Genomic DNA, 21689 nt, shown 5'->3' with positions numbered 1-21689 from the left:
TACGACGACCCTGAAGATCACGTGAAAATCACCACTATCATTCCTGCGTACAAGGCTAAGTACCTTCACGACTTGCTGATCGCTCTTTATCACCAGACGGTGAGGCCGGAACGCGTCATCTTCTCGGACGACAGCCCAGACCGCGCTTTCCATGCCGAGTTGCAAAGCGATGCCCTGAAAGCGGCGACAGCCGGCATGAACATTGAAGTCGTCGACGGGCCGCGCGCCGGAGCATTCGCCAACTGTCGGCACTTGTTGAAGGTATGGAACGGTAGCACCCCCCTCGCGCATTTGCTCCTGGATGACGACGTCATCTATCCGGACTTCTACGAGCGACACTTGGCCGTTCATGCAATGGGCGGCGTCGATTGCACGGTGAGCAGGCGCTGGACGGCGGTCGAATCGGGGCAGCCGGTAGGTCGGCTCCCGGTTCCCGAGCAGGTCCGTCTGCACGGTGAGCGGGCTTTTCTGCTCGCGCCCGAATTCCTTTTCTCGACGACGATCCCGACATGCAACAACTGGCTGGGGGAGCTCTCGAATGCCGTTTTCAATCACGACACTGCCGCATTGCTCGACGATCCGAGGCTCGCGGGAATTTCTTTTGAAGGTCTCGGCGATATCGGCCTTTTTCTTTCGGCGAGTCTGAAAAAACCCGTTGGCTTTCTGAATGAGCCACTGGGGTACTTCCGTTTGAGCCCGTCGCAAAACAGTCAGGTCAGGTCGACTCGCGACTTCAAGCAAGGGCGCCTCGCATGGATCGCGCTCGGGCTGGCTGCCTTGCGGTTGAACAAGCTCGGGCGCGACCAGGCGTCCCAGTGCTTTGGCACCTCAGCGGGTTTGATCATGAACGATTACGCTGGCGTCGAGGACATGGCGGCTTTTTGCGATCTGCTTCCTGGGCTGGTTCGCTGCGAGCCTGCCGCGTGCGAGCGTTTCGTGGAAATCTGGCACGCGTTTCTCGCAAGCCGATGACGTGCCGGAGCGCTACCGATGTTTGCGGCGACGCCCGGCTGACGTCCCGAATCTGGGCGTGAATCATCGGAAAAAGGCCCTGAAACACTCTGCTGTTCCACTGATTGCCGCGGCTTCCTTGTTGCTAACCTGCTAGCGCCCGCTCTGCCTCGGCTGCGCGTGCAGCCGCTGCGCAGCGCGAGCGCGCCTGCCGGCCCGATAGCCGTGGGGCGGTCCAACCATCGTACGTCAGTCAAGGAACAAGCCGCCTCATGGCAACCGTCAGCATTCTGATTCCGGCGCGCAGAGCCGATTATCTCGGCCGCGCGCTGATCAGCGCCCAGCGCCAGACGTTCGACGACGTCGAAATTCTCGTCGGCGACGAGACGCCCGATGCGGCATTGCAGCCGATCGTCGAACGCCTCGACGATGCTCGCATTAGCTATTTCCACCACGGCCCGGGCGACGCCCTGCGCAACGAAGAAGCATTGTGGGCACGCGCGAGCGGTCGCTACGTGAAATGGCTCGGCGATTCGGACATGCTGATGCCCGAGTCGGTGGAGCGGCTCGTCGATGCGTTCAGGCGCGCACCGGCTTCGGTGCTCGCGTTTCACGGGCGCGTCTTCGTCGACGCCAACGACTCGGTCGTCGACACACCCCGATCGCTCATGAAGGTGAACGAGCTGGGCCTTGTCGGCCGTGATTTGCTCGTGAGGGAAATGGTCGGCGAGTTGCGCAACTTCATCGGCGAGACGTCCAATGTGATGGTCGACCGGGAACGAGCCAGCGCCGACGATGTCTTCGCGTACCGCGGTTTCAAGCTCGACGGGCTCGGCGACGTGGGGATGTACCTTAACCTCGCGGAACGCGCGCCGCTCATTGCCGTCGGCGGATACTGGAGCATGTCGCGTCGCGATGCGAGCGAGCGGGCGCGTCGGCTACAGACGTACGAGAGTGCCGCCATTTATGAATGGGAGCTGTTTGTGCGAGGCGAAGCCGCATCCGGGCGCCTCACCGGAGCGGCCCTTGCCGAAGCAGCGGCGCGCCTGCAGCGAGTCTATTCAGCGCGCAAGGGCGATTTTCCAGAACTCGCTCGGCTGCTCGACAATCTCGGTGAGCTGACTACGATCGCGGCCCCCGAGCTATTCGATACGGAACGCTTTCGATCCGGCTACGCCTCGGCCCGTGCCGCCGTTGCTGCCCGGACGTCGCAAGCCGCATTGGGAGCGTCGCCGAATGGGCACGCTGCGGCCACGGCCGCACCGAGACACGCGGACAGTCCGACCGCGGTGACGGCCAAGCCGGTGAGGCTGGTGTGCGCGACCCGCGTTTCGCAGGAGCGGTTCATGACCGACACGGCGCTCGGCCGTTCTTTGTCGGCGCATCGATACGAGCAGGCGCCGGAGTTATTGCTCTACGCCAACAACTCGACGGGACTGCCGACGCTCTACAACGCAGCCATCGAGCAATCGGCCTCTCATCCGGCCATCCTTGTCTTCGTGCACGACGATGTGTCGATCGTCGATTTTTTCTGGGCCGAGCGTGTTCAGGAGGCGCTGCGGCACTTCGACGTAGTGGGCCTCGCCGGCAATCGGCGCCGCTTGCCCCGGCAGCCGGCCTGGGCGTTCGGCACGCCGGATTTCAAGTGGGACGACGCTGCGTTCTTGAGCGGTTCCGTGGGCCATGGCAACGGTTTTCCGAGCCAGGTTTCGCGTTTTGGTCCCGCTGGTGTCGAGTGCAAACTGCTCGACGGGCTCATGCTGATCGCGGACAGCGAGCGACTGGTCCAAGCCGGCGTGCGGTTCGATGAGCAGTTCGCGTTCCATTTCTACGACGTGGATTTCTGTCGCCAGGCCGAATCGAAAGGACTGCGCATGGGCACCTGGCCGATCAGCGTCGTGCATGAAAGCGGGGGCGCATTCGGCTCCGCCACGTGGCGCGCCGGATACGAACGCTATTTGCGCAAGTATGGCGAGTGACCAAAACCAGGCCCAGAACCGGCTCTTCAACGAAGCGATCGATGCCTTCGGCTCCAACGCCGAGGGCGTCGCTTCTTTGCGTCCCACACTGAAAGAAGAGCCCAGCGTTCGGTTCGTGACGCCGCCGGCGATTGCCGTTCGTCCCGCACCGAGCGCACTTTCGACGTCCGCTTCGGCATCGGTACCCGCGCACGATCCCGTATCCCGCGCGCCTGCGCCGATCGAAGCCGGTCTTGCCCATCAGCAAGCCGGTCGCTTTGCGGAAGCAGCAGCCATCTACGAGCAGATTCTCGCGGTAGACCCCGAACACCCCGACGCGCTGCATCTGCTGGGTCTCGTCGCTTATCACCTGGGAGACTATCCCTGGGCGATGGACCTGATCATGCGGGCACTTTCTCACCGCGAAAGCGAAGTCTTCTACGGCAACCTCGGCAACGTACTTGCCGCGCGCGGCATGAAGGCCGCCGCGATCGAGAGCTTTTGCCAGGCGATCGTGCTCAAGCCGGACTACGTGCCGGCGCAAAACAACCTCGGCAACCTGTTGCGCGAAAGCGGTCAATTGGCCGCGGCCGTCGAATGCTTCAAGAGCGTGATCCGGCTTCAGCCCGACTACGCCGAGGCTCACAACAACCTGGCCAATACGCTCGTCGATCTCGGCGAGCTCGACGCCGCAATCGATCACTATCGTCGCGCGATCGAGCTGTCGCCGTACCGCTTCGAGATCCGCAGCAATCTGCTCTTCATCGTTGCCTACCGCGAAAACCTCGATCAGGCAGAGTACCTCGCCGATGCGATGGCATTCGGTCGCGCCGTCGAGACGACGGTCAAGCCGCGAACCGACTGGTGCGTGCCGCTCGTGCGCGAGCGCGCGGGACCGCTGCGCGTCGGGCTCGTTTCGGGCGATCTCAAGGTCCATCCGACCGGGTTCTTTCTCGAAAGCATCCTCGAACATATCGACCGGCGGCGTATCGAGTTCGTCGCGTATCCGACTCGGCGTTTTGAGGATTTCCTGACCGCGCGCATCAAGCCTCATTTTGCCGAGTGGACGAGTCTCGCAGGGCTTTCCGACGAGCTCGCGGCGCGCCGCATCCGCGACGACCGAATCGACATACTCGTCGATCTCTCGGGACACGCAAATTTCAATCGCCTGCCGCTCTTCGCATGGCGCCCCGCGCCTGTACAGGCGACCTGGCTCGGCTATTTCGCGACGACTGGCCTCGCATCGATCGATTACATTCTCGGCGATCCTCACGTATTGCCGCCCGGATGCGACGATCAGTACACCGAAAGAATTTGTCGGCTGCCCGACAGCTATCTGTGCTTCACGCCGCCCGACTACGCCGATGTAGCCGTCGGCGAGCTGCCGATGCTTGCGCATGGCCAGGTAACGTTCGGTTGTTTCAACCACTTGATGAAGATGAACGACCGCGTCGTCGCCGTGTGGGCGCGGATTCTCCATGCGGTGCCGGGCTCGCGGCTCTTTCTGAAGGCGAAGCAGCTCGGCGACGAGCACGCGCGCGAGGCGACGCTCGCGCGATTTGCGGCCGTCGGCATCGAGCCGGGCCGGCTCATCCTCGAAGGGGCTTCGCCGCGCAAGGCGTATTTCGAGGCCTATCGCAATGTCGACATCGCATTGAGCCCGTTTCCCTATCCGGGTGGGACCACGAGCGTCGAGGGTCTCTGGATGGGCGTGCCCGTGCTTTGCCGCCGCGGCGATCGATTTCTCTCGAACATCTGCGCGAGCATGCTGAACTCGGCAGGACTCGAGGACTGGATTGCCGAAGACGACGATGACTACGTGGCGAAAGCTATCACATTCGCGAACGATCGCAATGTGTTGACCGAATTGCGCGCAGGGCTCCGCGCGAGATTGATCGCCTCGCCTCTGTGCGATGCGAGGCGTTTCGCGCGCCATCTGGAAGCGGCGTTCGAAGGAATGTGGCGCGAGCGTGTCGGCGAGCTCTCGAGAACATCGGCAATGGGCCCTGGTATTCCGCCATCGGAGCGGGTTCGATGAAGCCGCGAATCAACGCGCAGCAACAAAGCGCGCGCGGCGTTGGAGGCGGTGTGCAAGACGTCGCCCCTCTCTTGAACGAGGCGCTGGCCCATCACCAGGCGGGGCGCCTCGTCGATGCCAAGGCGCTCTATTCGCGGATTCTTGCGATCGCGCCCAAGCACGCCGACGCGCTCCATTTCATGGGGCTGCTGGCCTGCCAGATCAAGCAACACGACGCGGGACTCGTGCTCATGCGCGAATCGATCGCGATTCATCCGAGCCCGATCTACCACAACAACTTCGGTAATGCGTTGCGGGAGGCGGGCCGACTACCCGAGGCGATCGATGCCTATCGCCAAGCGGTGGCGCTCAAGGTCGACTACGCCGAGGCGCACAACAATCTCGGCAATGCACTGCGCGAAAAGGGTGAACCCCGAGCCGCGCTCGAAAGCTGCGTGCACGCGATCGAGCTGCGTCCGGGCTATGCGGAGGCTTACAACAACCTCGGCAATGCGCTGAAAGACTTGGGTGAGCTCGCCGCCGCGGCCGAAAGCTACGGCAAGGCCATCTCGTCGAAACCAGCGTTCGCCGAGGCGCATCTGAACCTCGGGCACGTGCGCAAGGCCCAGGGCGAGCTGGAGGCGGCAGTGGCCTCGTACCGAGCGGGCATTGCCTGCGCGCCGAATCTCGCCGCCGCGCACGATAGTCTCGCGACGCTGCTTCTGCACCGTGGCGATATAAACGGCGCCATCGAGGCGTATCGACGCGTCGTCGAACTCGAGCCGGCTTCGGCTGAAGCGCACAATACCCTTGGCAATGCGCTCAACAATGCGGGCCGCCCTGACGCGGCCGTGCCGTTCTATGAGCAGGCCATCGCGCTCAAGCCGGAATTCCCGGATCCCTACCACAACCTCGCGAACGCATTACGTCGGGTCGGCGTGCCGACGCGTGCCGTTGGGTTCGCCCGGCGGGCGATCGAGCTGCGCGGCGGCGACTCGCCGTCGTTTCACAACAACCTCGGAGCGATCCTCGCCGATCTGAATCAGTTCGGCGCGGCGCTACAGTCTCATCGCAATGCGCTCGCGATTGACCCGGACTTCGGCGAATCGCACACTTGCGTCCTGTTCGGACAATCGTACATCGCGAACTGGTCGGCCGAGACCCATCTGGCCGATGCGCGTTACTTCGGCGAGCGGATGGCGGCACGTGCGCGGCCCTATACGCAGTGGCCGGCGCTCGAGGCCATGAATCGAGCCGAGTCATGCGCGCCTGTGGAGTCGGGCCTGCCGCATCGGCGCGAAAAACGACCGCTGAAGGTCGGTTTCGTTTCGGCCGATTTTCGAAAGCACCCGGTAGGCTATTTCCTCGAGTGCGTGCTCGCGCAGCTCGACCGCACACGGATCGAGCCGATCGCTTACTCGAACGGATTGCACAACGACGAGCTGACGGCGCGCATCAAGCCGCGCTTCGCGACGTGGCGCCATGTCGCTGAGATGGACGATGCGGCGCTGGCCGAGCGCATCCATGAGGACCGCATCGATATTCTCGTCGACCTCGCCGGCCATACGGGGCGCAACCGTCTGCCGATGTTCGCCTGGCGCCCCGCGCCGGTGCAGGTGAGCTGGCTCGGCTACTTCGCGACGACGGGCCTCGCCGAAATCGACTACGTGCTGGCCGACCGGCACGTCGTGCCGCCGGGCGAGGAAGGGCAATACGTCGAGCGGATATGGCGGCTGCCCGATTGCTATCTCTGCTTTACGCTGCCCGACGACATGGCGCCGGTTTCGCCGCTGCCCGCGTTGAAGAACGACTACCTGACGCTCGGCTGCTTCAACAATCACAAGAAGCTCAACGACGGCGTGATTGCTGTCTGGTCGCGCGTGCTTCATGCGCTGCCGGACTCGCGTTTGCTGCTCAAGAATCACCAGTTGAGCGAAGCAACGATTCGCGATGAGACGCTCGCGCGATTCGCCGCGCAGGGGATTGGGGCGCAACGTTTGATCCTCGAAGGACCTTCTTCGCGCGAAGAGTATTTCGCGGCCTATCATCGCGTTGACTTCGCCCTCGACCCGTTCCCCTATCCCGGGGGGACGACGAGCGTCGAAGCTCTCTGGATGGGCGTACCCGTGCTCGGCCGGCGCGGCAATCGGTTTCTCTCGCATCTCGGCGAGATGGTCCTGCAAACGGTCGGTCTGCCCGAATGGATCGCGACTGACGACGACGATTACGTGGCGCGTGCCATCGCGTTTGCCGGCGAGCTGCCGGCGCTCGCCGCGCTGCGCTCGGGCTTGCGCGAGCGTGTGGTGTGCTCTCCGCTTTGCGATGCGCCGCGCTTCGCGGTTCATCTGGCGGGGGCCTTCGAGCAGATGTGGGAAGCGCGCGTCGAACAACATGCCATGGAAACGAGCCGATGAGCGATTTCACGACAGACCACGGCAGCGCTACAGGATTATTCGAGGCTGGCGTTGCCCATCATCGCGCCGGCCGCCTGGACGAGGCGCGTGGATTTTACGAACGCACGCTTGCGGCGATTCCCCAGCATGGCGACGCGCTGCACCTGCTCGGCGTGATTGCGATCCAGCGGCAGCAGTACGCGCAAGCGTTCGATCTCATCTGCCGTGCCATCGAAATCAGCGAGCAGGCGATCTACTTCGACAATCTCGGCTCCGCCCTCTTCGGTTGGGGCAAGCTCACGGCGGCCGCGGAAAGTCATCAGCAGGCGATCGCGCTCGACCCGCAGAGCTTTCGCGCCCATAACAATCTCGGGAACGTGCTTCACCGGATGCGGCTGCCGGCTGCCGCCGCGGCGAGCTTTCGTGCGGCGATCACCCTCAACGCCGATTTCGCCGAGGCGCACAGCAATCTCGGCAATGTACTGCGCGAACTGGCCGAGCCGGAGATGGCCGCCGAGCATTGCCGCAAGGCGATCGCGCTGAACCCCGAGTTTGGCGAGGCGCACAACAATCTCGGCAATGCACTCAGGACGCAAGGCAAGCTCGTCGAGGCCGCCGAGTGCTACCGTCGGGCGCAACGCCTGATGCCTGAGGAGGCACAGGTTCCGCTCAATCTTGGCATCGTCAGCCGCGAGATGGGAAAGCCTGACGAGGGCATCGCCTATTTCAGGCAGGCTCTTGCGTTGCGCCCATCATGGGCCGAAGCGTGGAGCAACCTGCTTTTTTCGCTGAGCTTTGCGGAGAACGTGACACCCGATGCTTATCTGCGAGAGGCGCTGACATTCGGGCGCATCGCGCGCGAAGCGGTTCGGCCGTACACAGAGTGGTCCATCGATGCCACACCCGGTGCACCGCTGCGCGTCGGTTTAGTTTCAGGCGATTTGCGCTCGCATCCGGTCGGCTATTTTCTCGAAGGCGTGCTCGCGCATGTCGATCCCGCGCGCGTGCGGCTTTACGCTTATTCGACTCGACCAATCGAGGATGCACTGACTGCGCGAATCAAGCCGCGTTTTGCCGTGTGGCGCACGCTGGTCGGGCTCAACGATGAGCAGGCGGCGCGCGCGATCCATGACGACGGCATTCAGGTGCTCCTCGATCTATCTGGACACACCGACAGCAATCGGCTTCCCGTCTTCGCATGGAAGCCTGCCCCGGTGCAGGCGAGCTGGATCGGCTATTTCGCGTCGACGGGCTTGGCGGCGATCGACTATGTCATCGGCGACGAATGGGTGTTGCCGCCCGGCGAGGCGGCCCATTTCGTCGAGCGTCCATGGCGTCTTCCGCACGGCTACCTGTGCTTTACGCCGCCCGAGCCGCCAGTCGAGATCGACGCATCGCGCCGAGAAGCGGATGCGGCGCCGACCTTCGGCTATCTGGGTGATTTTTCGAAAGTCAATGATGGTGTCGCGGCCGTTTGGGCGAAGATTCTTGGCCGTGTTCCCGGCTCGAAGCTGTTCCTCAAGGCCTTTCAATTCGGTAATGAGGCCGAGCGGGAGGCGGCGCGGGCGCGCTTTGGCGCGCTCGGGATCGACTCGGAACGATTGGTCCTGGAGGGGCCTTCGCCGCGTGCCGAGTATCTGGCCGCCTACAATCGCGTCGACCTCGTGCTGAGTCCGTTTCCCTATCCGGGCGGCACCACGACTGCCGAGGGCTTATGGATGGGCGTGCCCGTGCTGTGCAAGCGCGGTGACCGATTCCTGGGCCACCTGTGCGAGAGTGTGGTGAGAAGCGTGGGGCTCGACGATTGGATTGCCGCTGACGAGGACGATTACATTGCGAAGGCGATCGGGTTCATGCAGGACCGGCGAGCACTCGCCGCACTGACCGCCACGCTGCGAGCGCGCGTGCTCGCGTCTTCCCTTACCGATGCACCACGCTTTGCGCGCACGCTCGAGGATGCCTTCGCGGCAATGTGGCGGGCTTACGAATCCGCTGCCTAGGGTACTAGCGTAGCCGCTGTGTCTTCCGATAGAGGCGGGCCGCTTCGATGCCGCGCCGCGCTTCGGAAAAGCGCGACGAGCACATGTCGCGTGCTTCGCGCGCCTTCTCGATGATGACGGCGTTCATCGCTTGGATTTCTCGGATCATGGCGAGGTTCTCTTCGCTCTGACCGGCGGCAAGCGACATCAGGAGCGGAGCGCGCTCCTTGGAAACGTCGGCCGCGATCTGCCAGTCGCCCGCCTCGAGGGCGGCAATGATGGTCCGGCTGAGTTCGTACGCGCGAGCAAGCGCTTCCTGAGACATTTCGTTCGGTCCTTCGCGTTACTTGCTGTTCATCGAGCCCGAGAGGCCGCCGCCGCCGAAGAGCCGGTTCAGGTAGCTCGTTTCGTTCGTCGTCTGCGCCATGAGCGTATTCAACTGCGTGAACTGGGCCTGATACTGCGCGGTCAGCGTCTGCTCCCAGGCGGTGAGCGACGTTTGCGCCTGCGATTGTGCCGCGAGGTCGGCATTGAGCGACGACTCGCGTTGCGTGATCTGGCCCGTCGCCGAATCGGTATACGAACTGATGAAGGCGTTCAACTGCTCGCCGAAGCCGTTCGTGCCGTTGAAGATCGCCGAGACGGTTGAAGGCGATGTCGCGAGCGTCGAATTGAGCTTCGACGTATCGAGCGAGAGCGTGCCGTCGTGATTGAGGTTGATGCCGATCTGCGCCAGATCGTAGGTCGTGCCCCCCACCGTGATGCCGCTGCTCATGATGGATGCGATGCCGTTCACAGCGGAGTTCAGCATGGCGTCGCCAAGCAGCGGCCCCGCTTGCGAGCCCTGTGCCGCGCTCGCATTGAACGAGGAGAGCGACGTCTCGGTCGAGATCCACTGGTTGTACGCCGTCACGAAGCTTTGAATCTGATTAGAGATCGCCGTCGTGTTCTGGGCGATGCTCAGTGTCTGCGTAGTGCCGACGGATGCGCTCGTGAGCGCGAGGTTGACGCCCGTCAGCGCATTCGTGATCGTGTTGCTCGCGCTATCGATGGAGGTGCCGCTGACCGTCAGCTTCGCGTCTTGCGCCGTGGTGACTTGCGTGAAGTTGGCCGTCGCCATGCCCGAATCGACGCCGGCGCCGCCCGATACGGTGACGGTGTTCGCGGCGCCCGTTTGCGTCGACGTGAGCACGAGGTGCTGGCCGTCCGTGCCGGTGACGACGGCAGCCGTCACGCCCGGGTTGCTCGACGAATTGTTGATCGCATTGGCGACGCCTTGCAGCGTGTTGTTCGTCGAGTTGAGCGTGATCGACATTGAGCCGCTGCCCACGCCGATCGTCAGCGTGCCCGTGCCGAGCGTGGCACCGCTCGCGTAAGCCTTCGAGGAAATCTGGTTGGCCGTTGCGATCTGCGTGACGTTGATCGAGTAGCTGCCTGCGGCGGCGCCTGTCGTCGTCGAGGCGGTGATGCCGCTTCCGCTCAATGTTGCGCTGAGCGATTGGAAGATAGTGCCATCGACGAGACTACCGGCCTGGCCGGCCGTCGACGTTTGACCGGACAGCGCGCTCAGCACGGACGACAGCGCCGACTGCATGCTGCCGAGCGCCGAAAGCATCGTGTTGTCGCTCGAAATGGCGTTCGTGATCGTCTGTTGCTGCCCGGCGGTCTTTGCGGTAACGAGCGAGGAGACGAGCGAGCTTACGTCGAGTGTCGAGTTCGTCAGGCCGGACAGAATAGATTGCGCCGCTTGCTGGAGTAGAGAGCTCTCGCTGCTCGCAGTGCCGTTGACGCCCGTCGTCGTGATAGTGCTCATGTCATGCTCTCCACACGCTGCCGTTGTCTCTAGGGTTGAGTCGGTCGTTCCTTTGAGTCAGCGGTTCCTCAATGCACAACGGGAGGCATGCCTCCCGATGATCCGCCGACGATGGTGCGACAGGAGTTCGATTGCCGATGGCGCCTGTCGCACCGTGACGAACCGAACCGGTCCGTCACGCGAAGTGCGTAGCTTACTGCAGGAGCTTCAGCACTTGTTGCGGCAGCGAGTTGGCCTGTGCGAGCACCGAGATACCGGCTTGTTGCAGCACTTGAGCCTTCGACAGGTTCGCCGTTTCTTGCGCGAAGTCGGCGCCGACGATCTGCGATTCCGAAGCCGTCAGGTTCGTCGATTCCGTTTGCGTGTTCGTGATCGCGGCCTGGAACGTGTTCTGCGTTGCACCGAGCGTTGCCTGGAACGTCGAGATTTGCGACAGTGCGGCGTCGATCGCGGTGATAGCGTTTTGCGCGCCCGTGGTTGAGCCGACGTTCACGCCGGAGACGCCGAGGCCACCCGAGTTCCACGTGGTCGTGCCGAAGTTCGCCGTGATCGTCTGGTTCGCGCTCGCGCCGATCTGGAAGCTCACGCTGCCGCTCGAGCCGAGCTGGCCGCCGAGCAGCGTTTGACCGTTGAACGACGTTTGCTGTTCGACGCGGTCGATTTCAGCGAGACGCGTGCCGACTTCCGTCTGCAGGTCGGCCTGTGCCGCCGTGCCCAGCGAGCCGTCGCCCGATTCGACCGCCAGCTGGCGGATACGCTGCAGGTTCGAGACGATCGACGAGAGCGCGCCGTTCGCCGTTTGAACCATCGAGATACCGTTGTTCGCGTTCAGCACGCCTTGGTTCAGCGCGTTGATCGACGCGGTTTGCTGCGTGGCGATCGCGAGACCGGCGGCGTCGTCGGCGGCCGTGTTGATGCGGTTGCCCGACGACAGACGGTTGATGGCTTGCGACAGGGCGCTTTGCGTGCCCGACAGGTTCGTCTGCGTCTGCAGCGACAGGATATTAGTGTTGATGTTGAGCATTTCTTTCCTCGTGTGAAAACGTCCAGAAAACAAGGCCGTACGGGTTCGGCGTCGCGCTTCCACGATTGGCGCTGCCCGCCTGTCCTGGTTGTCGGCGAGGGCGGGAAGAAACTTTAGGGAAGGATTGACGAAATAGCCGACGAATGCATTTCGCGGCGATCGGACAGGCCGGCGCGACGGTGCGATGAGCGGTGCGCAGGCCCTCTTGCCGTCGGCCGATTACGGGCGGTTAACTTCAGCCTTGGGGGCAGGGGAACCGTCGGTATGCGGCGTGGGGTCATTCCATTGCATTCCATTGAATTCTTGTCATCCGTTGGTCATCGTTGCCGACATCTTCAACGGAAACCACGGCGGGCTAGCAATCGCCCCCAAGTTCTGATACCATCCACCGTTTCGTCCGTGTCTCGACGCCGACCGAGCGGGTTTTCCCAAAGGTGCGGGGCATGGGGGCGCGGCCTGTAAGGGAATCTGACGGAACCTTGCGAAGGGAACCGCCGCGCCGGCGGAAGCGGCGCGTGCGCGTCATGCCGCCCCACGCACTTGAACGTACCTGGAAAATAGATGACGACGATTTTGCTGAAGGAAAATGAGCCGTTCGAGGTGGCGATTCGCCGCTTTCGCCGCGCCATCGAAAAGAATGGACTGATCGCCGAGCTGCGCGAGCGCCAGACCTATGAAAAGCCGACGGCCGTGCGTAAGCGCAAGAAGGCCGCCGCGGTCAAGCGCCTGCACAAGCGCCTGCGCAGCCAGATGCTGCCGAAAAAGCTCCACTGAGCGAGCGTTGCCGCATGTCGGGCATGGCTCGCATGCGGAGGCTTCAGACAGATGGCGGTGCGCTCCGGAACGGAGCGGCGCCGCCGTTTTGTTTTGCACGATGGATTTCGTGAGGGCAACGGCGTTTGCGCAAGTTGCCGGCACGAGCCGCGGTGCTGGCGGCTTCAGGTGCCGTAGAACCTAGCGCTTAGCGTTGCGCCCCTCGGCATCCGGGTCACGGATCTGCTGACCTTTTGGTTTGGGGTTCTTCAGGCTTTGCGGATGTCGGCGTTGGTTATGCCGGCTTGTGTCAGGCCGACTTCTTTCTGCTGGGCTTCGCTTTGGCCAGCTTGGCGCACCGTGCTCGCCAGGCGCAACTCGTCTGGTGATCGTTGACCATGCCGACGGCCTGCATGAACGCATAGCAGATCGTTGAGCCGACGAACTTGCAGCCGTATCCCTTGAGCGCCTTGCTCAGTTCGTCCGATATGGGCGTCGAGGCGGGCGCGTGCTCCTTGTATAGCGCCCAGTCATTCTGAATCGGCTCGCCGTCGACAAACGACCAAACGAAGTTCGCGAGCGAGCCATGCTCGGCTTTGATGCGCAATACAGCGCGCGCGTTGGCGACGGCGGCCTCGAGCTTGGCACGATTGCGCACGATGCTGGCATCGCCCATCAGCCTCTCGATATCGGCTTCCGTATAGCGCGCGACAGCTTCGACGTCGAAATCGGCGAAGGCGCGGCGATACCCTTCGCGCTTGCCGAGGATCGTCGACCATGAGAGCCCCGCTTGCGCGCCTTCGAGCACGAGCATTTCGAAAAGATGCCGGTCGTCGCGAGACGGGACGCCCCATTCACTGTCATGGTATTGCTCGTCGGCCGGTGTTCTTACCCAATTGCAGCGCTCGGTCATTCGGAGGCTCCTCGTTTCGCGTTGGCGTCGGCGCGATTCGGATCGGTTTCGCCGTGCCTGGCCAAGAAGAATAACGGATCGGCGGCGCGAGGTAACTTGGCCGAATGGGAGATTGGCGGCGAACCGCGAAGCAGATACGCTTGCTCATCGGCGCGGTCCGGTGAGGCGCGATCGAAAGACGCGCAGCCTGCCGCGACCGGTCTCGGGCAACGTTCAGCCAGGCTTTGCATACCCACTGCTCGGAACCGGCCTTCAGGCGGCGGTTTCGGCTCGCAGCCTTGAAGGGCGGAGTTTTAAGCCGAGGCTCCTTTTACGGAAAGCGATATCCAGCACTTATGAGTATCGAAGAAAGAGCGCAAGCAGCGCAGTTCCTCGTCGGTGTAGACGGCGGCGGCAGCGGCACACGTGTCGTACTGGCGGACGCGACGAGCGGCAATGAGCTCGCGCAAGCCACGGGCGGCGCGTCGGCGCTCGCGCTAGGCGCCGAACGTGCGTGGGCAGCAATCGGCACGGCTGTCGCGCAGGCCTTCGAGCGCGCGGCGCTGGAACTCGAATGGTCGCGCTGCGCGCTCGGCTGCGGGCTCGCGGGCGTCAACAATCGCGACTGGCTCGCCGCATTCCAGGCGCAAGCGCCGCGACTCGCCGCGCTCGCCGTGCAGAGCGATGCCTACACGACCTTGCTCGGCGCGCATGGCGGATCGGCGGGCGTCATCGTCGCGCTCGGCACGGGCAGCATCGCGGCCGTGCTCGCGGAAGACGGCAGTTGCCGAATCGCCGGCGGCTATGGCTTCCCGTCCGGGGACGAGGCAAGCGGCGCATGGCTCGGCTTGCGCGCGATCGTGCATGCGCAGCAAGCGCTGGACGGCCGCGCGCCGGCGGACGAGTTTTCTGATGCGCTGCTCGCGCAAACGGGCGCGCATGACCGCGACAGTCTCGTCGTCTGGCTGTGCGCCGCGAATCAAGCGGCCTACGCGAGCCTCGCGCCGATCGTGCTCGCACATCGAACGCATACGGTTGCAATGCGGCTGCTCGCCGAAGCCGGACGCGACATCGCTCGGCTCATCGACGCGCTGGATCCCTCCGCACGCCTGCCTGTGGCGCTTTGCGGCGGCCTCGGTGAGCCGCTGCGCGCGCACATTCCGCATTCTCATAGCAACCGGCTCGTCGCGCCGCGCGCCGATTCCGCGCATGGCGCCCTCGAACTCGCGCGGCGCGCGGCCGGCGAGCAGCCGCCGCGCCAGCCGCACTAGCCACGTTAAAATGGCGGCCTCGCCGTTTCGGCCCGTTTGCCCTGAAGCCATGTATCAAGTCATTGCCACCGATCTCGATGGAACGCTGCTCAATAGCGAGCATCAGCTCGATCCTTTCACGGTGGCGACGGTGCGGCGGCTGGCCGAGGAAGGGATCCATTTCGTCATCGCGACTGGACGCCACTACTGCGATGTCGCGGGCATTCGCGATGTGCTCGGTATCCGCCCGTATCTCGTCACATCGAACGGCGCGCGCGTGCACGCGCCCGACGACACGCTGATTCACGCGCTCGATCTGCCGGCCGCGACCGTGCGAAAGCTCGTGCGCCCCGAAATTGCGGGCGAGCATCGACGCGTCATCGTCAATCTTTTTGCCGACGACGCCTGGCTTATCGATCGCGATGCCCCGCATCTGCTTGCGTTCCATCGCGACTCCGGATTTCGCTATGAAATCGTCGATCCGCTCGAGCATGACGGCCACGATATCGCCAAAGTGCTTTATATCGGCGAGCCCGACGATCTTGCGCAAGTGGCGGCGAATCTAGCGCGCGAATTCGGCGAGACGCTTTACGTGACTTATTCGCTGCCCGACTGTCTGGAAGTCATGAGCGCGTATGTTTCGAAAGGCCGGGCCCTGGAATTCGTATTGGCGCGCATCGGCGCGGACAATGCGAACTGCGTCGCTTTCGGCGACAACATGAACGACATCGATCTGCTCGAGACGGCCGGCCACCCTTTCATGATGAACAACGCGAATCCGCAACTGATGGCGCGGCTGCCGCAAGTGCCGCGCATCGGGAACAACTTCGAAGCCGGGGTCGCGCATCAGCTTCGCAAGCTCTTTTCGATCACCGACGAATTGACTTCCTGATAGCCGCGCCGGCCTCATTGGGCGGCTCAGTCGACTATAAGCAGGGCCCATGCGCCATGCGGCCAGGAGATTCGATGCATTCGACCTGCATCGGCTGCGAGCGATCCGGCATTACGCAATGACTGGCGCAACGCTCTAGCGAATTAGTGAATTCCCTGAATACGTCACGAACGGAAATATTTCATTGCGTTAATGTGGCATTACCCACGGTAGGCGCGGGCTCGAGAATTATCATATGATTTCCTGGTAAACCCAGGTGAATTGAGCATTGCCAGCTTTGCGCGTTCCGACTAACCTCCGGGCACGCATTGTTTTTTATCCAGGGAGACCACGATGTCCCAATACGCAGAACTCAAGGCACAGATTGCGAAGCTGCAGGCGCAGGCAGACGAGGTGAGGCGCGCCGAGCTTGCCGACGTCATCGCCGACATCCAACAAAAAATCGCCGAATTCGGCCTGTCGGCGCGTGACCTCGGTTTCGCGGAAGCGCCTCGTCGTGGTCGTCCCCGCAAAGGCAGCGCCCAGAAAGCGCCGCTGCCGGCGAAGTACCGCGATCCGAAGACGGGGGCGACGTGGAGCGGCCGCGGTCGGGTGCCCGGCTGGATGCAAGGCAAGAACCGCGACCGTTATCTCATCAAAGAGTGAATGCACTGTGATGCGCGCCGCCGAAGGCCTGCTGCTTCCGAGCCCCCACTGGCGCCGCGCAACGACCGTCGCACATCACATCAACCCGCCGCGACGCTGCGCAGCGCGGGGCGGCGAGCGGTGCGCTCGATCAGCGTTTCATACTTCTCGACATAGGCGCGCGCCATCGCCTGCGCGGTGAAGCGCCGCTCGAACTGAGCGCGGATTTCTTCGCGCGAGAGCTCGTCGAGCCGCTGTACGGCGGCAACGGCGCTATGTGTGTCTTCGACGATGTACCCGGTCACGCCGTGGTCGATCACCTCGGGCACCGAGCCGCGATTGAACGCGACAACGGGCGCCCCGCACGCCATCGCTTCGATCATGACGAGCCCGAACGGCTCGCACCAGTCGATCGGGAACAGCAACGCTTTCGCGCCCGAGAGGAATTCGGGCTTTTGCGTCTCGTCGATCTCGCCGATGAACTCGACATGGGCTTCGCCGAGCAGCGGCTCGATCTCCGTCTTGAAGTAGTCGCGGTCGACCTTGTCGATTTTTGCCGCGATCTTGAGCGGCAGCCCGCTCATGGCGGCGATGCGAATCGCGGTATCGACACGCTTTTCCGGGCAGATGCGGCCGAGGAACGCCAGATACTCGGGCTCCTCCTGCGTGCGCGGTGTCAGCAGCCCCGAGGGCAGGCCATGGTAGACGTTGCCGAGCCAATTGGCCTGCGGCAACGGTGTGCGCTGCGACTGCGATATCGAAATGACCGGTGCATCCGTGAACGTGTTGAAGACGGGCTGCAGCTCGGGCAGATCGAGCCGCCCGTGCAGCGTCGTCACGAACGGCGTCCCTGCGTTCGCGAAAAGGGCGAACGGCAGGTAGTCGAGATGGAAATGCAGCACGTCGAAGTCGGACGCGAGACGCCGCACTTGCTCGAGCAGCAGCATGTGCGGAGCGAGGGGATCGCGAATCGAGGGGTCGAGCCGCAGGGCTCGCGGCCACGCCGCTTCGAGCGTAGCCGAAGTCACCGAGTCGCCGCTCGCAAACAGCGTCACGTCGTGGCCGAGCTCGACGAGCGCTTCGGTCAGGTACGACACGACGCGCTCGGTACCGCCATAGAACTTCGGGGGAACGGCCTCGTAAAGCGGCGCGATTTGAGCGATTCGCATACGGGAATCTCCTTGCTTAAAAAGAGCGGCGCCGCTTTTCGCTGCTGCGCCGCATAAGGGCCTTGGTTGTCATTATCGGGACCGGACGCGCCGCTGATTAGCGCATTTTCAAACCCTTAACCCTTGTTACAGCCCGAAACAGCGGGGTCGCGAGCGGGCGTCGACGCTGCGCAAGCTTTTCGCAAGGCGCGCGCAACGTTCCGCGCGGCGTCGAGCGAGCGCACGCATTTATTGCAAAGCAGCGAGGGCCCTCCCTATAATCTGCCTGGGTGCCGCCGCGAAGCGCGCCGTGATTTCCCGCAGCGCCAACCCCGGCGCGGGTTCACGAGCGCTTGCCAGTCTCCGAAATAGCAAGAACGCGGCCCGATGTAAGAATAACTCCTACATGCATTCCAGATAGTTCCGACACGCCTCGCGGTTCTTCTTCCGATTTCCAGTCTTTTTACAATTCGACACAATTGCGCCAAGCCCAAGAAGGGCCGGCTCGCGCGCGGCGTTGGCGCCGCATCGGGCAAACGTTTCCGAATGACCGAGCACCGCATCGGAAGTGTGCGGCATCGAACGGGGGAATCATGGACGCAACCAGCGAAACGCTCAGCGAGATCAAAGACGTCAATCTGTCGTATTTGCTGCTTGCCCAACGGCTGCTGCGCGAGGACCGGGCAATGGGGATGTTCCGCATGGGCATCTCGGACCAGCTTGCCGACGTGCTGGCGAGCCTCACGCTCGCCCAGACGGTGAAGCTCGCCGCATCGAACCAGCTTTTGTGCCGCTTCCGCTTCGACGATCACGCGGTGCTTTCGTCGCTGGCCGATAAAGGCAAGTCGTCGGCGCTCTCGCATTCGCATTCGGCCATTCTGATGGCGGGCCAGCCGGCCGAAACGATCGGCTGACCGCTCAGGCTGATATGGCAACGAAGAGCGTAGTGCTCGAAGTCAAGGAAATTACGCTGGCGATCGAGCTGATCGAACTTGGCGCGCGTTTGCAGTTGCTCGAGGCCGAAACCAGCCTCTCGCGCGACAGGCTCATTAAGCTCTATAAGGAATTGAAAGGCGTCTCGCCGCCGAAGGGCATGCTGCCGTTTTCCACGGACTGGTTCATGACTTGGCAGCCGAACATCCATTCCTCGCTTTTCTACAATATTTACCGGTTCATGGCGCTCCATGGCCGCTGTGAGACGATTCAGAGCATCGTCAAAAGTTACCGGCTCTATCTCGAGCATGCGGCCTTGCATGGCGACGAACCGCTGCTTTCGCTCACGCGTGCCTGGACCCTCGTGCGTTTCTTCGAGTCGGGCATGCTCCAGATGACCGCTTGCGTGCGTTGCAAAGGTCAATTCGTCGCCCATGCGCACGATCCGCAGAACGGTTTCGTCTGCGGGCTCTGCCAGCCGCCTTCGCGAGCCGGCAAAACCAAAAAGTCCGCCGCGAAGACGGCCGTGACCGGCCTGGCCGAGGCGGCCTGAGCGTCCGGCCGTCTTTCGGCATGTCTGACCCGCTTCGAGGGAAGCCTTGCATGTCGACGCGCGTTCCGGTTCCCGCGGCGGACCCATACCGCCGCAATACTGCCGTTTACGCGCATTCGTCCTCAAAGTTTCGGCCCGCCTGCCGTAAACCTGATCAACGGCGGTCTCCGCCGACCATTGTGAGGACCCGGCAGTGCTGATTTTCGTTGGAACACTCGTGACTGTGCTGTCCGTCTTCGGCGGCTATGCGCTGGCGGGCGGACATCTGGGCGCGCTCGTGCAGCCGGAGGAGGCGCTCATGATTATGGGCGCCGGGCTCGGGGCGTTCATCCTCGGCAATGGGCTCAAGACGATCAAGGCGACGGTCAAGCTTTTGCCGACGCTCTTCAAGGGCTCGAAGTACACGAAGGATGTGTACATGGAGCTGATGGCGCTCCTTTACGTTTTGCTTGCGAAGGCGCGCAAAGAAGGCACGCTCACGCTCGAGGCCGATATCGACGACCCCGAGAAGAGCCCTATCTTCACGCAATATCCGAAGATCCTCGCGGACAAGCATATCGTCGAGTTCCTGACCGACTACCTGCGGCTCATGGTGGGCGGCAACATGAATGCTTTCGAGATCGAAAGCCTCATGGACGAGGAAATCGAAACGCATCACGCCGAAGGCGAGGGGCCCGCGCACGCGCTGATGCGCACGGGTGACGCGATGCCGGCGTTCGGCATCGTCGCCGCGGTGATGGGCGTCGTCCATACGATGGCATCGGCCGACAAGCCGCCCGCGGTGCTCGGCGCGATGATCGCGCAGGCGCTCGTCGGCACGTTCCTCGGTATTTTGCTTTCGTACGGGCTCATCGGCCCGCTCTCGAGCCTCGCCGAGCAGCGCGTGGCCGAGTCCACGAAGATGTTTCAGTGCATCAAGGTCACGATCCTCGCGAGCCTGAACGGCTATGCGCCGGCGATCGCCGTCGAGTTCGGCCGCAAGGTGCTCTTCTCGACCGAGCGCCCGTCGTTCGCCGAGCTCGAAGAGCATGTGCGCCGCGTGAAGGCGAAGTAAGCGCGGACGGCGAACCAACCTGGCAGGCGGCAAGGCACGACTCGAGGAAGCGCGCGGATGAGCAAGGGCAAGGACAAAGCGATCGTCGTCAAGCGCGTGGCGCCCGCAAGGAAGGGGCACCACGGCGGCGCATGGAAGCTCGCCTATGCGGACTTCATGACCGCGATGATGGCGTTCTTTCTGCTGATGTGGCTGCTGTCGGCCGCGACGCCGGTCCAGCTCAAGGGCATCGCCGAATACTTCCAACAGCCGCTCAAGGCGGCGCTTTTCGGCGGCGATCGCAGCGCCGATTCGTCGAGCATCCTGAAGGGCGGCGGCCGCGACATCTCGACCGACGCGGCCGGCGTCACGCGCCGCACCGAAGGCTCGACCGACAAGGCGACGCATACGACCGCGCAGAACGACGATCAGGCGATCGATCCGCTCAAAGGCTCCCTCGAGCGGCGCGAGCAGGAGCGCCTGCACGACCTGCAGGTGAAGCTGATGGCGGCGATCGAGGCGAACCCGATCCTCCGGCAGTTCAAGCAGCAGATCCGCATCGATTCGACGCTGCAGGGCCTGCGCATCGAGATCGTCGATACGCAAAAGCGGCCGATGTTCGCCACGGCGAGCGACGACGTCGAGCCCTACATGCGCGACATTCTGCGGGCGATCGGCAAGACGTTGAACGACGTGCCGAATCATATCGTCGTGCAAGGCCACACCGATGCCGTGCCCTATGCCGGTAACGGTCGCGGCTATACGAACTGGGAGCTCTCGGCCGATCGCGCGAACGCGTCGCGGCGCGAGCTCGTCGAAGGCGGCATGGACGAAGGCAAGGTCCTGCGCGTGCTCGGCCTCGCGTCGACACAAAACCTGAACAAGGCGGATCCGCTCGATCCGGAGAATCGCCGCATCAGCATCATCGTGCTCAACCGCAAATCCGAGGAAGCGGTGATGCGCGACGACAGTACAACAACGACGCTGTCCAACGACGCCGCCGGCGCGACCTCGTTCGCGCAGAAGATGCAGCCCCCGCTTCTGAAGGCGCCGGGCGAGCAGGCCGGATCGACGGGCAAGCAGTGAGGCACTCATGATCAGGGACATTCTGGCGATCGACGACTCGGCCGCGATGCGCGAAATCCTCGCCGCAACGCTGCGCGAGGCGGGCTACGAGGTAACCGTGGCGGCCGACGGCGACGAGGGGCTCGCGAGCGCGCTCGCGCATCCGCACCCGTTCGATCTCGTGCTGACCGATCAGTACATGCCGAGGAGAAGCGGCCTCGATGTGATTGCCGCGCTGCGCTCGCAGCCGGCCTACGAGGCCACGCCGATCTTCGTGCTGACGACGGAGGACGGCGATGCGTTCAAGGACGCGGCGCGCGCGGCCGGCGCGACCGGCTGGATCGCCAAGCCGCTCGATCTCGATACGCTGACCGAATTGATCGCGGCGCTGCCCTCATGATTCTTCGCGGT

19 protein-coding genes are annotated in these 21689 nt (G+C 63.3%); 14 read left to right on the top strand and 5 right to left on the bottom strand.

The genetic code is table 11. From position 1 onward, the window contains the following. Positions 1–21 precede the first annotated feature (21 nt). From AB4Y31_RS08925 to AB4Y31_RS08905, 5 genes are all read left to right on the top strand, one after another. A complete protein-coding gene (locus AB4Y31_RS08925; RefSeq protein ID WP_368673636.1) occupies positions 22–972 on the top strand; it encodes a glycosyltransferase family 2 protein in 951 nt (316 codons plus the stop codon). A gap of 251 nt (positions 973–1223) precedes the next feature. After that, the gene (locus AB4Y31_RS08920) at positions 1224–2930 is read left to right on the top strand and encodes a glycosyltransferase (protein WP_368673635.1); all 1707 of its coding nucleotides are present in this window, start codon (positions 1224–1226) and stop codon (positions 2928–2930) included. Then, positions 2920–4947, top strand: a complete 2028-nt coding sequence (locus tag AB4Y31_RS08915; protein ID WP_368673634.1) for a tetratricopeptide repeat protein — start codon at positions 2920–2922, stop codon at positions 4945–4947. Before AB4Y31_RS08920 ends, AB4Y31_RS08915 begins: the two co-directional genes overlap by 11 nt. Next, on the top strand, positions 4944–7340 hold the full coding sequence (locus AB4Y31_RS08910) for a tetratricopeptide repeat protein (protein ID WP_368673633.1): 2397 nt from the start codon (positions 4944–4946) through the stop codon (positions 7338–7340). The genes AB4Y31_RS08915 and AB4Y31_RS08910 overlap by 4 nt, the downstream gene beginning before the upstream one ends. After that, positions 7337–9319, top strand: a complete 1983-nt coding sequence (locus AB4Y31_RS08905) for a tetratricopeptide repeat protein (protein WP_368673632.1) — start codon at positions 7337–7339, stop codon at positions 9317–9319. Before AB4Y31_RS08910 ends, AB4Y31_RS08905 begins: the two co-directional genes overlap by 4 nt. A 4-nt stretch (positions 9320–9323) precedes the next feature. Here the strand turns inward: AB4Y31_RS08905 and fliT are convergent, their stop codons facing one another. From fliT to AB4Y31_RS08890, 3 genes are all read right to left on the bottom strand, one after another. After that, a complete protein-coding gene (gene fliT / locus AB4Y31_RS08900; protein ID WP_368673631.1) occupies positions 9324–9623 on the bottom strand; it encodes a flagellar protein FliT in 300 nt (99 codons plus the stop codon). Between the two features lie 18 nt (positions 9624–9641). Continuing rightward, the gene (gene fliD, locus AB4Y31_RS08895; protein WP_368673630.1) at positions 9642–11111 is read right to left on the bottom strand and encodes a flagellar filament capping protein FliD; all 1470 of its coding nucleotides are present in this window, start codon (positions 11109–11111) and stop codon (positions 9642–9644) included. 193 nt (positions 11112–11304) lie between these two features. Next, positions 11305–12135: a flagellin domain-containing protein gene (locus AB4Y31_RS08890; protein ID WP_368673629.1), complete on the bottom strand. Its 831-nt coding sequence runs from the start codon at positions 12133–12135 to the stop codon at positions 11305–11307. Positions 12136–12696: 561 nt separating this feature from the next. Between AB4Y31_RS08890 and rpsU the strand changes: the two genes are divergently transcribed. Beyond that, complete coding sequence (gene rpsU, locus AB4Y31_RS08885) at positions 12697–12909, top strand: 30S ribosomal protein S21 (RefSeq protein WP_018441477.1); 213 nt, start codon at positions 12697–12699, stop codon at positions 12907–12909. A 289-nt stretch (positions 12910–13198) separates the two neighbouring features. Here rpsU and AB4Y31_RS08880 read toward each other — a convergent pair whose 3' ends face one another. Beyond that, positions 13199–13801, bottom strand: a complete 603-nt coding sequence (locus tag AB4Y31_RS08880) for a DNA-3-methyladenine glycosylase I (protein ID WP_368673628.1) — start codon at positions 13799–13801, stop codon at positions 13199–13201. A 335-nt stretch (positions 13802–14136) separates the two neighbouring features. Here AB4Y31_RS08880 and AB4Y31_RS08875 point away from each other — a divergent pair, with 335 nt between their 5' ends. The 3 genes from AB4Y31_RS08875 to AB4Y31_RS08865 all read left to right on the top strand — a co-directional run bounded on the left by AB4Y31_RS08875 (position 14137) and on the right by AB4Y31_RS08865 (position 16567). Further along, positions 14137–15051, top strand: a complete 915-nt coding sequence (locus AB4Y31_RS08875; RefSeq protein WP_368673627.1) for a BadF/BadG/BcrA/BcrD ATPase family protein — start codon at positions 14137–14139, stop codon at positions 15049–15051. 49 nt (positions 15052–15100) lie between these two features. Further along, positions 15101–15922, top strand: a complete 822-nt coding sequence (locus tag AB4Y31_RS08870; protein ID WP_368673626.1) for a Cof-type HAD-IIB family hydrolase — start codon at positions 15101–15103, stop codon at positions 15920–15922. A gap of 333 nt (positions 15923–16255) precedes the next feature. After that, positions 16256–16567 (top strand): H-NS family nucleoid-associated regulatory protein, encoded by a 312-nt coding sequence (locus AB4Y31_RS08865; protein WP_368673625.1) that lies wholly within the window; start codon positions 16256–16258, stop codon positions 16565–16567. 80 nt (positions 16568–16647) lie between these two features. Here AB4Y31_RS08865 and AB4Y31_RS08860 read toward each other — a convergent pair whose 3' ends face one another. Next, the gene (locus AB4Y31_RS08860; protein WP_368673624.1) at positions 16648–17715 is read right to left on the bottom strand and encodes a glycosyltransferase family 4 protein; all 1068 of its coding nucleotides are present in this window, start codon (positions 17713–17715) and stop codon (positions 16648–16650) included. Positions 17716–18287: 572 nt separating this feature from the next. On the opposite strand from AB4Y31_RS08860, the gene flhD reads away from it, so the two are divergent. The 5 genes from flhD (at position 18288) to AB4Y31_RS08835 (ending at position 21678) form a co-directional block, all read left to right on the top strand. Further along, positions 18288–18608 carry a flagellar transcriptional regulator FlhD gene (gene flhD / locus AB4Y31_RS08855; RefSeq protein ID WP_368673623.1) on the top strand — a complete coding sequence of 107 codons (321 nt, stop codon included), beginning with the start codon at positions 18288–18290 and terminating at the stop codon, positions 18606–18608. A 14-nt stretch (positions 18609–18622) separates the two neighbouring features. Beyond that, a complete protein-coding gene (gene flhC, locus AB4Y31_RS08850) occupies positions 18623–19180 on the top strand; it encodes a flagellar transcriptional regulator FlhC (RefSeq protein WP_368673622.1) in 558 nt (185 codons plus the stop codon). A 193-nt stretch (positions 19181–19373) separates the two neighbouring features. Further along, on the top strand, positions 19374–20234 hold the full coding sequence (gene motA, locus AB4Y31_RS08845; RefSeq protein WP_018441486.1) for a flagellar motor stator protein MotA: 861 nt from the start codon (positions 19374–19376) through the stop codon (positions 20232–20234). A gap of 57 nt (positions 20235–20291) precedes the next feature. Next, positions 20292–21299 (top strand): flagellar motor protein MotB, encoded by a 1008-nt coding sequence (gene motB / locus AB4Y31_RS08840; RefSeq protein ID WP_018441487.1) that lies wholly within the window; start codon positions 20292–20294, stop codon positions 21297–21299. Positions 21300–21306: 7 nt separating this feature from the next. Continuing rightward, a complete protein-coding gene (locus AB4Y31_RS08835; RefSeq protein ID WP_018441488.1) occupies positions 21307–21678 on the top strand; it encodes a response regulator in 372 nt (123 codons plus the stop codon). Positions 21679–21689 lie beyond the last annotated feature (11 nt).

The organism is Trinickia sp. EG282A, from assembly GCF_040965455.1.
GTDB classification, from domain to species: Bacteria; Pseudomonadota; Gammaproteobacteria; order Burkholderiales; family Burkholderiaceae; genus Trinickia; species Trinickia symbiotica.
This window is presented reverse-complemented; position numbering and strand designations above follow the sequence as displayed.